Source organism: Jeotgalicoccus marinus DSM 19772, assembly GCF_000425825.1.
GTDB classification, from domain to species: Bacteria; Bacillota; Bacilli; order Staphylococcales; family Salinicoccaceae; genus Jeotgalicoccus; species Jeotgalicoccus marinus.
The window spans coordinates 55956-71315 of sequence record NZ_AUEE01000005.1 but is presented as its reverse complement, the minus strand read 5'-3'; the positions used below and the strand labels follow the sequence as shown (position 1 = coordinate 71315).

The 15360-nt window shown below is 36.8% G+C and carries 16 protein-coding genes and 1 riboswitch; of the genes, 5 read left to right on the top strand and 11 right to left on the bottom strand.

Annotation, left to right across the window (positions count from 1 at the left end):
* Window position 1: 1 nt before the first annotated feature.
* From dapB to H624_RS0103020, 4 genes are all read right to left on the bottom strand, one after another.
* A complete protein-coding gene (dapB, locus tag H624_RS0103035) occupies window positions 2-715 on the bottom strand; it encodes a 4-hydroxy-tetrahydrodipicolinate reductase (RefSeq protein WP_026866274.1) in 714 nt (237 codons plus the stop codon).
* Complete coding sequence (dapA, locus tag H624_RS0103030; RefSeq protein WP_026866273.1) at window positions 712-1602, bottom strand: 4-hydroxy-tetrahydrodipicolinate synthase; 891 nt, start codon at window positions 1600-1602, stop codon at window positions 712-714. Before dapA ends, dapB begins: the two co-directional genes overlap by 4 nt.
* 13 nt (window positions 1603-1615) lie before the next feature.
* Window positions 1616-2593 (bottom strand): aspartate-semialdehyde dehydrogenase, encoded by a 978-nt coding sequence (locus H624_RS0103025; RefSeq protein ID WP_026866272.1) that lies wholly within the window; start codon window positions 2591-2593, stop codon window positions 1616-1618.
* Between the two features lie 84 nt (window positions 2594-2677).
* Window positions 2678-2859, bottom strand: a riboswitch (Lysine riboswitch).
* A gap of 64 nt (window positions 2860-2923) precedes the next feature.
* Window positions 2924-4525 carry an ABC-F family ATP-binding cassette domain-containing protein gene (locus H624_RS0103020; protein WP_026866271.1) on the bottom strand — a complete coding sequence of 534 codons (1602 nt, stop codon included), beginning with the start codon at window positions 4523-4525 and terminating at the stop codon, window positions 2924-2926.
* A 169-nt stretch (window positions 4526-4694) separates the two neighbouring features.
* Between H624_RS0103020 and H624_RS0103015 the strand changes: the two genes are divergently transcribed.
* Entirely contained in the window at window positions 4695-5570 is an 876-nt protein-coding gene (locus H624_RS0103015; protein WP_026866270.1) for a CvfB family protein, read from the top strand.
* 316 nt (window positions 5571-5886) lie between these two features.
* Here H624_RS0103015 and pepF read toward each other — a convergent pair whose 3' ends face one another.
* Complete coding sequence (gene pepF, locus H624_RS0103010; RefSeq protein WP_026866269.1) at window positions 5887-7692, bottom strand: oligoendopeptidase F; 1806 nt, start codon at window positions 7690-7692, stop codon at window positions 5887-5889.
* A 127-nt stretch (window positions 7693-7819) separates the two neighbouring features.
* Here pepF and H624_RS0103005 point away from each other — a divergent pair, with 127 nt between their 5' ends.
* Complete coding sequence (locus H624_RS0103005; RefSeq protein ID WP_026866268.1) at window positions 7820-8146, top strand: hypothetical protein; 327 nt, start codon at window positions 7820-7822, stop codon at window positions 8144-8146.
* A 60-nt stretch (window positions 8147-8206) separates the two neighbouring features.
* Window positions 8207-8881, top strand: a complete 675-nt coding sequence (locus H624_RS0103000; protein ID WP_026866267.1) for a hypothetical protein — start codon at window positions 8207-8209, stop codon at window positions 8879-8881.
* A gap of 54 nt (window positions 8882-8935) precedes the next feature.
* Here H624_RS0103000 and H624_RS0102995 read toward each other — a convergent pair whose 3' ends face one another.
* The 6 genes from H624_RS0102995 to H624_RS12535 form a co-directional block, all read right to left on the bottom strand.
* Window positions 8936-9292 (bottom strand): YflT domain-containing protein, encoded by a 357-nt coding sequence (locus H624_RS0102995; RefSeq protein WP_026866266.1) that lies wholly within the window; start codon window positions 9290-9292, stop codon window positions 8936-8938.
* Window positions 9293-9483: 191 nt separating this feature from the next.
* Entirely contained in the window at window positions 9484-9789 is a 306-nt protein-coding gene (locus tag H624_RS0102990) for a hypothetical protein (protein ID WP_026866265.1), read from the bottom strand.
* Between the two features lie 102 nt (window positions 9790-9891).
* The gene (locus H624_RS0102985; RefSeq protein WP_026866264.1) at window positions 9892-11139 is read right to left on the bottom strand and encodes a peptidoglycan bridge formation glycyltransferase FemA/FemB family protein; all 1248 of its coding nucleotides are present in this window, start codon (window positions 11137-11139) and stop codon (window positions 9892-9894) included.
* Window positions 11140-11162: 23 nt separating this feature from the next.
* On the bottom strand, window positions 11163-12425 hold the full coding sequence (locus tag H624_RS0102980; RefSeq protein WP_026866263.1) for an aminoacyltransferase: 1263 nt from the start codon (window positions 12423-12425) through the stop codon (window positions 11163-11165).
* Window positions 12426-12651: 226 nt separating this feature from the next.
* Entirely contained in the window at window positions 12652-13899 is a 1248-nt protein-coding gene (locus tag H624_RS0102975) for an aminoacyltransferase (RefSeq protein WP_026866262.1), read from the bottom strand.
* A 196-nt stretch (window positions 13900-14095) separates the two neighbouring features.
* Window positions 14096-14239 carry a hypothetical protein gene (locus H624_RS12535; RefSeq protein ID WP_156889133.1) on the bottom strand — a complete coding sequence of 48 codons (144 nt, stop codon included), beginning with the start codon at window positions 14237-14239 and terminating at the stop codon, window positions 14096-14098.
* A gap of 138 nt (window positions 14240-14377) precedes the next feature.
* Here H624_RS12535 and H624_RS0102965 point away from each other — a divergent pair, with 138 nt between their 5' ends.
* Window positions 14378-15007, top strand: a complete 630-nt coding sequence (locus H624_RS0102965) for a helix-turn-helix transcriptional regulator (RefSeq protein WP_166626720.1) — start codon at window positions 14378-14380, stop codon at window positions 15005-15007.
* Window positions 15007-15348, top strand: a complete 342-nt coding sequence (locus H624_RS0102960) for a hypothetical protein (protein WP_245570558.1) — start codon at window positions 15007-15009, stop codon at window positions 15346-15348. Before H624_RS0102965 ends, H624_RS0102960 begins: the two co-directional genes overlap by 1 nt.
* Window positions 15349-15360: the final 12 nt, after the last annotated feature.

Here is a 15360-nt window from a genome sequence, read left to right as displayed (position 1 = left end):
CTTAAAATAAATTGTTGTAGTTATAAAATCCATTTTCTTTATGAATCAAAGCCTCTGCTGCCTTGATTGCACCGTTTGCAAAGATATCTTTTGACTGGGCGGTGTGTCTCAGTTCAATAACCTCATCATGACCTGCAAATATTGCGTCATGGGTACCGACAATCGTACCACCGCGAATGGCACTAACTCCAATCTCTTCTTTACTGCGTGGTGATCTAGCACTGGATCGATCGTAAACTGGATAGCTCCCAGGTCTTTCTTCAAGTGCTGTATCTAACAGTTTAACTAAAGTACCACTCGGCGCGTCGACCTTTTTATTATGGTGACGCTCAACTAATTCTAGGTCATAGTCATTCAATTCACTTAAGGCTTTTTTAAGTAAATTATTTAAGACATTTACACCATAACTCATATTGGCACTAAAGAACACAGGAGACGATTCAGCTCTCTTTTTTAGTAAGCTGACAATCTCTTCTTTAGATCCTGTCGTTGCAACGACGAGTGGGGTTTTAAAGTCTTCTGAAATCAAAGGAATCAATCTTTCAGGATTTGAAAAATCAATTGCAACATCTGCACCCGCTTCATCAATACTCGTAAAATTAGGGTAGATATCTGTCGATGATGAAATCACACCGACAATCTCATGTCCCTTTTCCTTAGCGAGACGACTAACAATTTGATTCATCGTCCCGTAACCAATCAAGAGTATCTTCATACTCTGACACCTTCTTTGTAACTTTGATAAACATCAACAACAGTCTGTCTAACTGCTTCATCTAATGGTAAGAGTGGAAGTCTTAGTTCATATTGACCAAAACCAAGTTCTGCTGTGAGTGCTTTAACTGGGATTGGGTTGACGTCTACTTGTACAGCATTGATGACCGGCATTAAATCTTTAAAACGTGCTCTTGCGGTTTCACGGTCATTATTGGTTTGACGCTCGTAGACATCTTGTAATTCTTTTGGAATCACATTGCCGACTACTGAAATTAAACCTTTACCGCCAAGATCTGTAAAGTCTGTGAAATTATCATCGTTACCACTGTAGAGGGCAAAGTTTTCATCGACTAAGTTTAAGACCTCAATTGTGTAGTTTAAGTCACCAACAGCATCTTTTAAAGCGACTATATTTCTGTGTTGGCTGAGTTCTAGTACCGTCTCAGGTTCAATTGATAAGTTCGTTCTGGACGGCACATTATATAAGACAATCGGAATGTTAATGGCATCTGCGATCGTTGTGAAGTGTGCCACTAAACCGCGTTGATTACTCTTATTGTAATAAGGCGTAATTAACATGACTGCGTCAGCACCCGCTTCTTCAGCATATTTCGATAGGGCGATTGAACGCTCTGTAGAGTTTGTTCCGGTCCCTGCAATCACTGGCACACGACCATTGACTGTTTCAATCGCTGTATTTAATAGTCCTTTGATTTCATCATCTGAAAGGGTAGGGGATTCTCCTGTTGTACCATTGATAATTAAACTTTGTGCGTTGTGCTCGATTAAAAATTCAATATGATTTTTATATGCTTCATAATCCACTTGATTATTCGAAAATGGGGTGGTCATTGCAACACCAATACCTTCAAAAATATGGGTCATATATATCCGCTCCTTATTTATTATCGATTAGCGTTTTAAGAATTTGAACTGTGTTTTGTGCGGCACCTTTAAGTAAGTTGTCTCCGACACACCATACGTGGAAGGTGTTCTCGAGCGTTGGGTCTTTTCTAATACGACCGACGTAAATCTCATTTTGATGGGATGCTTCAAACGGTGTAGGGTAGACACCATTTTTAGGATGATCCATCAAGACAATGTGTGGTACGTTTCTAAAAGCATTCCTAACTTCTTCTTCTGTTGCTCTCTTTTCTAGCGTCACATTAATCTGAACACTGTGACTTGAAATCACCGGTACTCTCACACAAGTTGCAGTGACCTGAATATCATCATTTCCAAGAATCTTTTTCGTTTCATCAATCATTTTGACTTCTTCTTTTGTATAACCATCTTCTAAAAAAACATCAATTTGAGGAATCACATTGTTATAAATTGGTTTCGGATATGTTGTCGGTGCTTCACCTTTTGCACCTTCTTCTAAATCCCTAATGCCACCTGCACCTGAACCAGATACTGATTGGTAAGTTGCGTAATGGACACGCTTGATACCAAAGATATCGTAGAGTGGTTGTAAGGCAATGACAGATTGAATTGTTGAACAGTTCGGGTTCGCTATAATCTTTCTATTTAATCTAGGCTCATTAATCTCTGGAACGATGAGATCGATATCATCCTTCATTCTCCAAAAGCTTGAATTATCGATAATGATTGCGCCATTGTCTTCAAAAAGTGGGGCGAACTTTTCACTCGCCCGCCCACCTGCACTCATGACGACATAATCAAAGCCATCCTTTGTTTTATCTTCCGTTAATTCTTCGACAATGTAAGTTTGTCCTTTAAACTCAACTTCTTTACCACTTGAACGCTTGGATGAAAATAAGACCAAGTCATCAAAAGGGATTTCATATTGCTCAATCATTTCTAACATTTTTGTACCTACAACACCTGTTGCACCAACTACTGCTAATTTCATAACATGCCTCCTAGTTTTATAAGTACAATCAAAAATGTAAATAAAAAAACAAGCCTGGGTGACCAGACTTGTTTAAAATTTATATACAAGTGATGCACTCCATTATCCGTGAAAATAATGACAAATCCTTAGCTCTTAACCTACGAATCCAACGAGTGGTAGCTGCGTTTCTACCATTCATTTCGGCATCTCACCCTTTAGTCATATACACTTTCGCAGAAGTTAAGTATATGAGTACTCATGATTGATGCGCCTCATCTTAATAATATTTAGTTTTTGTCGTTAGATGTCATTATACATAAGGTAATATTCAAAGTAAACAGAAAGTTCTTATTTCTTGATAATTCCTTTTTCTACAAGGTAATCTTCATAACCAATTTCCTTAACGATTGCCTTGTTGTCAGAGATGTCTAAGACTGTGTTTGAAATTGTATTGATGAACTCTAAATCGTGTGATGTAAAGATCATAGAACCTTTAAATTTCTTCAAGCCATCGTTGACCGCAGTAATGCTTTCTAAGTCTAAGTGGTTTGTTGGCTCATCAAGTAGAATGACGTTAGCTTGAGATAACATCATCTTACTGAGCATGGCGCGTACTTTCTCTCCCCCTGATAATACGCTCGCTTTTTTCTTCGCTTCTTCACCAGAAAAGAGCATGCGACCTAAGAAGCCTCTTAGGAATGTTTCAGTCTGTTCTTCTGGTGGTGCATACTGACGCAACCATTCAACAAGACTTAAGTCCACACCTTCAAAGTACTCAGAATTATCTTTAGGGAAATAAGATTGTGATGTTGTGACACCCCAGCGAACTTCGCCTTCATCAGCCTCAATTTCTCCAGCTAAAATACGAAGTAGGGTCGTTCTTTGTAATTCTGATCCACCTGTTAATATGACTTTACTATAAGGTGCTAAAGTAAATGATAGGTTATCAAGTACCTTTTCACCGTCAATAGAGTAGGAGAGTCCAGTAACTTGTAAGAGCTCATTACCGATTTCTCTACCTGCAGTAAAGTTGACAAATGGATAGCGACGAGATGAAGGTTGAATATCTTCAAGTTCAATCTTATCAAGCATCTTCTTACGGCTGGTTGCCTGCTTAGATTTTGAAGCGTTGGCAGAGAACCGAGCAACGAAGTCTTTTAGTTCCTTAATCTTTTCTTCTTTTTTCTTATTTTGGTCTTGGGCCATTTGTAGGGCCATCTGACTAGATTGATACCAGAAATCGTAGTTTCCAACATAGACTTTAATCTTACCAAAGTCTAAATCCGCAATATGTGTACATACATTATTTAGGAAGTGTCGGTCGTGGGATACGACGATTACAGTGTTTTCAAAATCGATTAAGAATTCTTCTAACCACTGTACCGCTTCAATGTCTAAACCATTGGTCGGCTCATCGAGTAACAGTACATCAGGATTACCGAATAGACTTTGAGCTAAAAGCACTTTTACCTTTTGTGTATTATCAAGTTCAGACATGTTCTTATCAACTAAGTCGTGAGGAATTCCAAGGCCGTGGAGTAGGGACTCTGCATCACTTTCTGCAGTCCAACCACCCATTTCACCAAATTCTCCTTCAAGTTCAGCCGCTCTAATACCGTCCTCATCTGAAAAATCAGGTTTCATGTAGATTTCATTCTTTTCGTTCATGACATTCCATAATTTCTCATGGCCCATCATGACAACGTCTAAAACTCTTGTGTCTTCATAACCAAAGTGATCCTGTCTTAAGAACGCCATGCGTTCGTCTTGTCCTAAAATTACGTGGCCATCTGAGTCAACTTCACCAGTTAATACCTTAAGAAATGTAGATTTACCAGCACCATTTGCACCGATTAATCCGTAGCAATTCCCTGGTGTGAATTTAATGTTTACATCTTCAAAAAGCTTTCTATCTCCAAATCTCAGACTCACGTCGCTTACTTGCAGCATGTGCATTCTCCTTTATATTAAACATTCGTTTTAAAAGTTTACATTCATAAGCGATGATACCATAAATATGATATTATTGGAATATAGTTAACCTTTGAAACCAATGAGGCTATTGCTAAAATAGAACTTAATAGTTTAAAACAATTTGTGAAATAAATGAGGACTTAAAATGACTAAAATATCAGGTACAGTACAATTTTTAAAAGTAATCAAAAAAGAAGGCTCGACCTATCATCTTGTAACTGAAGATGAAAAGTATATCCGCATGAACCGTTCAGAAATCGAAGGAGACTTGGATTATGATATTGACGAAGAAGTACCGGTTTTTATCTATCCGAACCGCTCAGGTGAACTCTTCGCAACACCTAAAATCCCGAGCATTACAGCCGACAAATTCGGCTACGCACGAGTGAGCGAAGTCAATCGTGATGGGGCATACTTAGACATTGGCTCACCACGTGAAATCCTCATTCCTTGGATTGACTTACCACGTATGAAGGAAGTTTGGCCAGCTGTCGATGATATGGTCTATGCGACGATTCGTGTTGAGGCAGATGATCAGTTGTACGGCCGTCTAATTACTGAAACAGAAGTAAGTGAAAAGTTCCAGAAATTAACTCGTGAGGACTATGAATCACTCGGTAACAAGTGGTTAAAAGGGCGTCCGTACCGTTTACTGAAAGTCGGAACCTTCCTGATTTCGGATGAAGGCTACAAGGTCTTCGTTCACGAGAGTGAAAGAGAGCAAGAGCCTCGACTCGGGCAAGAAGTCTCCTTTAGACTGATTGGCATTAATGAAAAAGGTGAAGTCAACGGCTCCTTCCTAGAAAAATCCTATAAACGTCTAGGTACTGACGGAGAACGTATCGTCGAATACATGCAGATGCATGATGACATGATGGAATTTAACGATAAAAGTTCACCCGAAGACATCAAACGTGTCTTCAACTTATCTAAAGGTCAGTTCAAACGCGCTTTAGGTGGATTATTGAAAGAAGGACGCATCGAGTTTGTTAACGGCATGACACACTTGAAGGATAAGTAAATATATTGATTCGAGAATACGTACGCGCCATTGTGATTTGCTCATTGGCGCGTATTTCTCTTTTTGCGCCATCGTGACCCGCTCATTGGCGCGTATTCCCCTTTTTGCGCCATTGTGATCCGCTCATTGGCACGTATTTGCCTTTTCGCGCCATTATGAGTTGCTCATTGGCGCGTATTTCTCTTTTTGCGCCATTGTGACCTGCTATTGGCACGTATTCTCATTTATGTGCCGTCGTCAATTCCACGACGGCACGTAACAATCCATATATAATAAAAAAGTATGAAATCCATCAAAGGATTTCATACTCTATAAATTATTTACCGATTTCTTCAGTCAACGCTTCTAATTGATCAACGAGTTCTCCGATATAGGCAATTGTATTCTCTAATGGTTCAGAAGTTGTAATATCAATGCCGGCCATCTTCGCTAATTCTACTGGGTCTTCTTTACCACCCGTCTTAAGCACATTTAACCAATCATCAATTGCTGGTTGGCCATCGTTTAAAATACGTTTGGACATTTCTGTTGCAATTGTTAATCCTGCTGAATAAGTATACGGATAAAGTCCCATATAGTAGTGTGGTTGACGCATCCAAGTCAATTCAGCACCTTCAGTGATTTCAACATCTTCACCCCAGAACTTCTCAATGACCTCACGTTTTAATTGATTCAAAGTCGATGCAGTCACTGTCTCATAATTATCAACACGCTTATAAACCTCTCTTTGATAAGCTGCCTCAAGTAGGTGAGTGACAAAGTTATGATAGTAAGTTCTTGAAATAATTGAACTGATGACCCAACGTTTAAATGCAGGATCTTCAGAATTCTTCAATAAGTGATTGGCCATCAACATCTCGTTCATCGTACTTGGCGCTTCGATAAAGTACATCGATGGTCTTGTATCAAAAATATTTTGTGCACGGTTCGCATTATTGAAGTGACCCGCATGACCTAATTCATGGGCTAAGACAAATACTTCTTCCATTAAAGAAGACCATGAGATTAAAATGTACGGATGACTGCCATATGGACTAGAACAGAAAGCACCTGTTGATTTCCCTTTATTTTGAACGAAGTCGATCCAACGTTCATCGTAGGCTCTGTTGATCATATCTGTATAATCTTCACCCATAATACCAAGGGCATCTAAAATATATTTCCTTGATTCTTCTACACTAATCTCTGGCTCTGATTCTGGATCTAACGGAATCTTTAAGTCTTCATATTTCATAGTGTCTAGGCCGTGAACATCTTTTAGTAACTTCGCATAACGGCGCATATGTGGGGCTAATTTTTCTGTAATCGTATCAATCTGTCTATCGTATAATTCACGATCAACTTTTTGTCTGTGTAATAAGTAATCAATCACAGAGTCAAAACCACGTAAGTCTGCTTCTGCTTTTTCACGTTTTAAGTGAATATCATAAGTTCCAGCCGTCGTTTCTTGGTATTGTCTTAACGATTCTGAGAATTTTTTGAATGCCTGACGACGAACTTCCTTATCAGGATTGGATTCTAATCCACCTTCAAACGCTAGGTAAGATAAAGAATATTCCTCACCATTAGCAGTGAAGGTACCAAAATCAATGTCTAGTAATTTTGTTTTTTGATATAAATCATAAGGTCCCGCAAATACAGAAGAGAAAGATGCGAGTGCTTTTTCAACGTTGGCTTCTAATTGGTAGGGCTTAGAACGTAGTAAATCATCTATATAGTGTTTATATTCTGTCTTAGTTTGACCAATTTCTTGTAAAAATGATTCATCTTGCTCAAGTAATTCACTGACTAAGAAGCTCGTTTTTGAACTTAAGTCGGTTTGGAGGTTACCCGTCAAACCACCCAGTTTTTGTGCAGCTTCGTCACCGCGATTTTCCGATAATCGTAGGTTTGAGTATGTACCGATTAATACATTCGCCTCTAAAATTTGTCGGTAGTCGTCAATGGCTTTGATTGCATTGTCTACAGTATTCACTTGTCCTTGGTGACTCTTTTGAAAGTCGTCGATCTGTTTACGTGCTTGTTCGATGGCAGCCTGGCAAGTTTCGTCATCTTTAAAGATAACCGATAAATCCCAAGTATAATTCACATCGACATCTGTTCTGTTTTGTAACTCTGTCATTAAATCATCTCCCGTTATTATTCCTTTGTTGCTATTATATATTATACATAAAATTGTGAATATTGTATAACTTATGAAATATGAATGATTTTTAAATAATGGGGTATTAAACACAAGAGGTGATAATATGATAGATGATGTACAGTTTTATATTTATTCTTTATTAGCAGTTATTGTTTTAAGTATTCTTGTTGGATTTTTACCAAAAAAATATTATATTATGCCGATTATAACTTTCGTGGTGATGGGGGCCTTAGCTTTCATCTTACCGAACTTCTATTCTAACTTAGAATGGCAACCACTACTTGGATATGCAGCGTTTCTAGCAGTTTTATCGTTAGTTATTTCAGTATCTATGTGGGTGGCGAAAAGAAATAGAAGAAAAGCTAAAGAGATTAGAGAAGCAGAAAGAGTATTGAGAGAATCTGAAGAAGAAAAAGCCCGTAAACGCTGATTATTCAGTGTTTATGGGTATTTTTCGTGGGTATAGAAATTTTATAAGAGGGTGCTTCCTATGCTTGGTTTAACTAAGAAAAGTAGACGACGTAAGCAGATGAAGAAAGTAAAAGCGGGCGATGGTCATCTTTTGAAGCCTTATAGAATTTGGAATATATTTACGCATTCGTTGTTTCACTTAGAAATTACCAATAAAGCGGATAGGAACACGACTTACTACGCCTTAAAATCTAGATATTTTTCAGAAGAACCTTCAGTAGACCTATATAAAGAAGGAAGGCACATTGCTTTTTCTAAACTCCCAGCTGTATTTCCAGTTGATGATGGCATGATCGAAGTTAAAAATAGTACGAGTGGTATCAATAAAATTAATTATGTTTCTAATCAAGATGCGATTTTCACAGTCTATCCTGATAAAAACTCGGTAAGAGGATTTAGAAGAGGGTTTCATCAGCGGTTTCCAGTTATCAGTAATTTTATCGGTATACTAGCAATAATTATCCTGTTATTTTCACTTGTATTAACTGTATTACAGTTGACAGAAACACTAACAGAAATTCCGTGGGTGGCTGAAAATATTGGTACCTTTACATCGCCGATTTCTCTGTCGCTTTGGGAAAACTTTGCTGTCGCGATTATCGCCGCTACAGCAGCAACCGAACGTGCATTTATGTTAAAACGGCATTGGCTGATTGATATTGAAGCAGGTAATGGATTCACAGGAGAACAATAGTAACTTAATCAGATAAGCCATATCCCAAAAAGTAGGGGATATGGCTTTAAACATTTATCCTATTAGTGCTTCTAAGTCTACACCATATGATTCAGTGACAATTAGGAATACTGCGCCTTTGTCTAATTCTGCTTCATATTCTGATGCTTCTTCTTTAGAAAATCCGATACTTTCGAATTTATTTCTTAATTCGTCGCCTTGTTTTTCAAAAGTAGATTTAACTGCGTCAGCTAAACCTTGTTCTTTTGCGCCAATCGTGTTGGCTTCAGCATTTTTTGCAATACGATCTGTACGATCGTCATCATGTGTTAATACATAGATATTTTCTTTATCAATCTTGTTTGATTTTAAGATATTGATATCTTCCTGAATTCTTTCATCGTCATGATAAACTTTAAAGAATGGTGCCATATTTAAAACCTCCTAAAATTTAATCAATCATCATCTTACATATATTATTTATCCGAAATATAAAATATTAAACATCATAATCACATGAAAAGGGGTTCTATTCTGATAAACACATAGCTTCCTATAATATATGTTATGTAAACTTTAATATGAATTTTAAAAAAAGGGATTAAATATCTCAAATCTAACACTTAATCCCATTCTTCATGCAATTGCATATCTTTTATTCTTTCAAAGTCATCATGATCTACTGAAAATGTTTTCTCATCTGAGTTTGCAATACTATCACTTACAGTGAGTTCATCAATTACATCGTACAATGACTCAATCTCATCCAAGGCAAATTCGTATTGTGCTTTACTCATTAATACACCAGTTAATTGATCTCCATCCATGACATGTACAACGCGTTTTTCTTTCTCTGCGGTCTCAAATGCACGATTTGGCTGTTCTTTTAGTTCACAAAGTTCAATATTAATTGGTTGTGATGAATCCACAATAATGCCTCCTTATTTATATTCAGTGTACATTTACCCACTTAAATGTCTTTTAGACACTTATATAGAAAAAACCAGAACTTTTCAGTTCTGGTTTTCAAGCTATATTTTTCCTAATTTTTTTGCTAATAAATAAACAGGCTTATTAAACACCTTATCAAAGGTACCTGGTAGTTCTTCTATATATGGTGTATAGCCACGCTTAAATCTATACACACCGTAATCCTTGGAGTCTTCTGTAAAATCACCAGTTAAACCGAAGAAATTAAAGCGTTTCAGACCTAATTCTTTCGCTTTTTTAATCATTTCCCAAGTAGCAAAATTCGTTCCTTTAAAGAAGGATAGTTCTGGGTAACTGCCACTAAACAGATACACCATCTCTTGATTATTGTAATAATACATACCAACGGATAGATCGAGTTCTATGCCGAATTCTGCCTTGAAGCTTTCCATCTTTTCTATACGCTTATCTTTACTTGCCAATTGTTCTTTGTGTTCATTAATACGTTTTTTCTCACGTTTTGTTGCTGTACCATTTGCTTTTTTTTCTTCAATTTCAGCGATATTATTAAGTTCTTCTTGGCGTTCAGCTTCTAATTGAGTAAGATATTTATCCACATTGACATGGGTTAAGACTAGAAACATACGGTCTTTAAGAGTATTTAAGAGGTTTTTAACCTTCTCTCTTGGCACTGGATCAAAACCGATTCTTTCTTCTGTTTCCTTATAGATATCGATAAACTTATCGTACTGATCTTCTTCTAAAAGTCTTAGTTCTAGAGGCATAAGCTCAGTTTGACGGGTATTGTAACGCGTTGTTGTGTCCATCTGTTTTAAGATGTCATCTAGAGGCTTATCGACATCGATTACTGCTTGATATCTCAGTAGTTCTTCCGTGATGAGCTCTGTTGTAAAACCGTGATGGTTATAGCCTAAGTCTTCATAGATTTTAATAATATCGTGATTATTTCGGCTATCATCTTCTATTATGTTTCCGTCATGGTCACGCATTTGATAGACCGTATATGGCGAGTGAATCATTTGCAGTGCACCATTTTTCTTTGCATACTGGTCAATTTCTTTTAAGAAAAATTCTAACTTATCATTAGAAAAATCTTGTAATAAAGGCCCAGTGTGGGATGTAAACAGTCTAAATTTCTTTAGGACAGATGTCGCACTCAGCATGGATACACCAATGACTGTTTCATTGTCAAAGAGCCCTAAGAGATGGGTCTCATTAACCTTCGAAATGTAATCATAGAACATTTCGTCATGAAAATAGTGCATATGACCATCATAATCCTCAAGAAATGTTTTAAATTCTTGTTCTGATATTGGTTTTACTTCCATTTCTGGACCAACCCTTCTCTATTTTACTTATTGAGTCCGAGTTTTGCTTTCACTTTATAAACGTTGTGTTGGAATGGTGCAATGACTTTTACAAAGTCACCTACAAGTTCTTCAATTTCAGCGTTAAATCCACGCTTAAATCTATACACACCATAGTCCTCCCCGTCTTCTGAGAAGTCCCCACTGACACCATAGAAGTTATATCTGTCGATATTATTGTCTATACAATACTTCATCATTTCTAAGTGCATCTTGTATGGTCCAACAAACTGTGGGTATTCAGACGTACTCGCACCTGAATTATAAACGAGTTCATAAGGTGTTTCAAAGTAGATTCCAGCAGCAAGATCTAAGACGTTGCCTTCCTTATCATGAATGACTTTAGCCTCTTCTAAATCTTTCGTTAAGTTTGCTACTTGTTTTTCTAACTCTTTAATCTTGTTGAGTGTTTTATCGTTTTTGTTTTCTTTAGCTTGCATGGTAACTAAACGACCTTCAACATCTTCTAATTCACTCGTTAAATTAGCGACATATTTGTCTAGCTCAATATAAGCATATGGAATTAAAACCTTGTCTCCGTATGCTTTTTTAAAGTTTGAGAAATAGCGTTTTGGATCAGGGTGTGTAAAGAAGCCTTGACGTTCAGAAGTATCAGCATAAAGCTTCACAAACTTATCAATCTCATCCACTTCTAAGAATCTAAGCTCTACGCCATACTTTTGAACCTTTTTCATATTGCGTTTACGCTGGGAATCGAATGATTTAATCAATTCCTGCTCGTTATTAAATGGAGACATATCTAGGACACTCATCCAACGCGCTTGAGATGTTTTAGAATAGCCACGTGTGAAGCCTTCATGTGCATAACCAAGAGACTCTAAAAGCTCGATGACATCATCTTTTGGTTCATAATCCGTTTTTTCATTAACATCCTTGTCGTACTTTTTGTAGATCCAGTTTGGATCGACTTTAACGTAAGAACATTTATTTTTACTTAAATAATCCGTTAAACCTTCAAAGAAGAATTTAACGAGGTCGAGGTTGTGGTAATCTAAGACCGGTCCACGGTTAGAGTAATAGAAATACTTACCCATTACCGTTGGCTGTAAGGTGAATAGACAAGCAGCAATGACTTTGTCACTATCGTCTTTCACACCGACTAATTTTACCTCTTGCCCATCCATTTCACGGTTCTTTTTATTCTCTATCATTTGGAAGAAGGCTGACTCATGCCCTTCCTCTATAAAAGATTGATATTCCTCATCAGTAAGTTCCAAGAATTTCATAATTTCACACTCTCTTAAAAGTCTTCTTTTAATCAATAAAATATTTTACCTTCTTATATGCTTTAATTCAACTATATCACAGTATGAGATAAGTTTAGGCATGATAAAGTGCTGTTTAGTGGACAATGTCGTGGGACATCTACCAATATACTCATCTTATAAGTCAATGAAATCTCTCTTCTACCAAAAAACAGCGTGAAAAGTAATTTTCACGCTGCTCCCAATTCTATCCTCTTATTTTATTAATTGCTTGATAGGCTTTGTAAGCTGGTCCGTTGATTGGTTTAATAAAGTCCCCGATGTACTCATTAACGACCGCATTAAAGCCTTTCTTAAATTGTATAACACCATAGTCTTCGGCATTTTCAGTGAAATCTCCACTGATTCCATAGAAGTTGTATTGGTCTATACCTTGGTCTAATGCATATTTAATCATTGTCCACTGAATGAGATATGATCCCGCAAAGTGTCTAAAGTCATTGTCTGTTCCACCGGAAAGGTAAGTTACTTCGTGTGGTGTAACAATGAAGTAGGCACTGGATAGTGGCAATTCTTTTCCATGTGTCTGTAGGAGTTCTTCCCCTTCTTGTAACTTCGCATCTATGTTTTCAATTTGTTCTGTTAGATTCTTAATTTTGTTTTGATTTTTCTCGTTGTCTGGATCTCTGTCTAAGGCTTTTTGTGCCTTATCTATATTCTTTTGCATCTTAGTTTTGTCATTAGCAATGGACTCAGTATAGTCTTCAAGATCTACGTAAACCATTGGAATCAAGACTTGGTCTTTAAAGTACTTCTTACGGTCAATGTAAAAGCTGTCATCTCTATCAAAGAAGGATTTCATTTCTGATGTATCTTTCATAAATTTACGGAAGATATCGATGTTGTCTAAGTCTAAATATTTAATGTGTAGTCCGTGCTTCTCAGCCTTCTTAATGTTTCTTCGTCTTAGGTTATCCATGTCATCAAAAACTTGTTTTTCGTCTTTATCAGTTAAATCTAAGACAGAATGCCAACGCACTTGCACAATCGGGTCGAAGCCGTTTCTAAAGCCGTCGTGATTATAGCCGAGTGCTTTAAAGTTATCGAAGATATAGTCGTTTTCCATACTTTCGATAATCTCACCCTCGTGATTACGTTTGTTAATCACTTCATAAGGGTCAACTCTAAGATATAATACTTTTTTCGGTTTTAAGAAGTTTGTGAGTCCTTCAAAAAATGTATTGAATACCGCTTCATCACTATAATCTAAAACTGGTCCTCTGTTTGTATATGCGTATTTAAATACCTTCATTACTGGTGTTAAAGTGACTAAACACGCTGCCTTTACTGTGCCTTGATCTTTCACACCGACTAAATAAGTCTCGATGCCACTGTCTACTTTTAATTGGTAGTTCTCTTCAGTTTGAGTGAAATGACTGAAGTTCTCTCTCGTAAAGTCATTAAACTCAGCTAAACTTAATTCTGTAAATTGCATAATGGCACTCCCGTTCATCAATTCTTAATCTCTAATATAGTAACAGATTTCACAAGTAGTTTCATCTCAAAGCAAAATCAAATTTACCTTATTAAACGAATTCCCTAAAATCGTTAAGTTTAGGCATAATTTTAGTCGATAAAAATAGCTGCTATCTGTATGAAAGATAACAGCTAAAATTTAGACTAAGGTCAATTTAATTTCTTTGTTCTTCTTCTCTTTTCATAAAATTCTTATGGTCAAAATGTGTGGTTAATTTTGCTGTTATTATAGCTGCCATAATCGCCACTGATGATGTAATAATAGTCGGAATCAAATCAATACTATTTATATTATCCATTTATATCCTCCATTTTATTTGCTATATTTCGTACATTTAAACGAATTATATAAAATTCGCTTTTTTAGGCTAATTGATATATACTATCTTTACTAGTTTAAGGAGATGGTTCCTATCTTATCTATGTTGATTATGGATGTGTCTAATAGCACTAAGGCCCCAGCGGAAATTTATGATCATCTTGCTTTTATCGAGGAAAAATTACAAGAATTAAATACAAATCAAAATAAAATATACGTTAATTATCGCATGGGTGATGAGTTATTCATACTCTCTGATACTGAGCATTACACTGCCCTTTTGTCGCTTTACGTCAAAGTTCTATGGCCCGCTTCGGGTTTTCCTATAAAGTGTAGCTTCCATAGTGTGGATATTCCTTTTCCGGAGGGTAATCCTGAGCATTGGAATCATCCGTCTATTAAAACGGTTCGAGAGTCGCTTCAATCTATAAAGAAATCTAACATGCAGGATTTTGCAAGTCCGCATATGACAAAAGGTATAGAAATTGCCTTAATGTATGCGACGGATATCTTTAGGGATTTAACTGAAAGTCAGCAAGAAGTGTTGCAGTATTATTTAACAGGTATGAGTCAAAAGGATATTGCTGCAAAGACAAATAAGTCTGTGGCGACGATTTCTAAACATGTCCAACTGTCACGGGTGAAGCAATTAGTTGAGATTATTGATTATGTAAAATCTACCTATTCACTTAGCTCAGAAGTGCTTTTAGATCAGCTACGTGATATTACCGGGTCAGGGGGCAAATGATGACTTTATTAATTATTGTTGGTGTTATTTTCTATCTACTCAGCGGCTTCTTTATAAAAATCATCTTAGAGATTTTATCTGGTGAGAAAAATACAGAAACCGACCGTATTGGAATGACGATCGGCTACTGTGAAAGATTATTAACGATCGCATTTGTAATGTTGAATCAATACACAGCCTTAGGACTCTTAGTTGCGGCAAAATCCATTCTCCGCTTCTCTGGGGGTAAATCCAGCGAATCTGTTAGAAAAGAAAGTGAGTATGTCTTAGTTGGAACCATGCTATCACTGGTCTTTGGTATAGTGAATGGCTTGATCTTTATGTTTGCACTTCGATTATAATAGTCGAAAGTA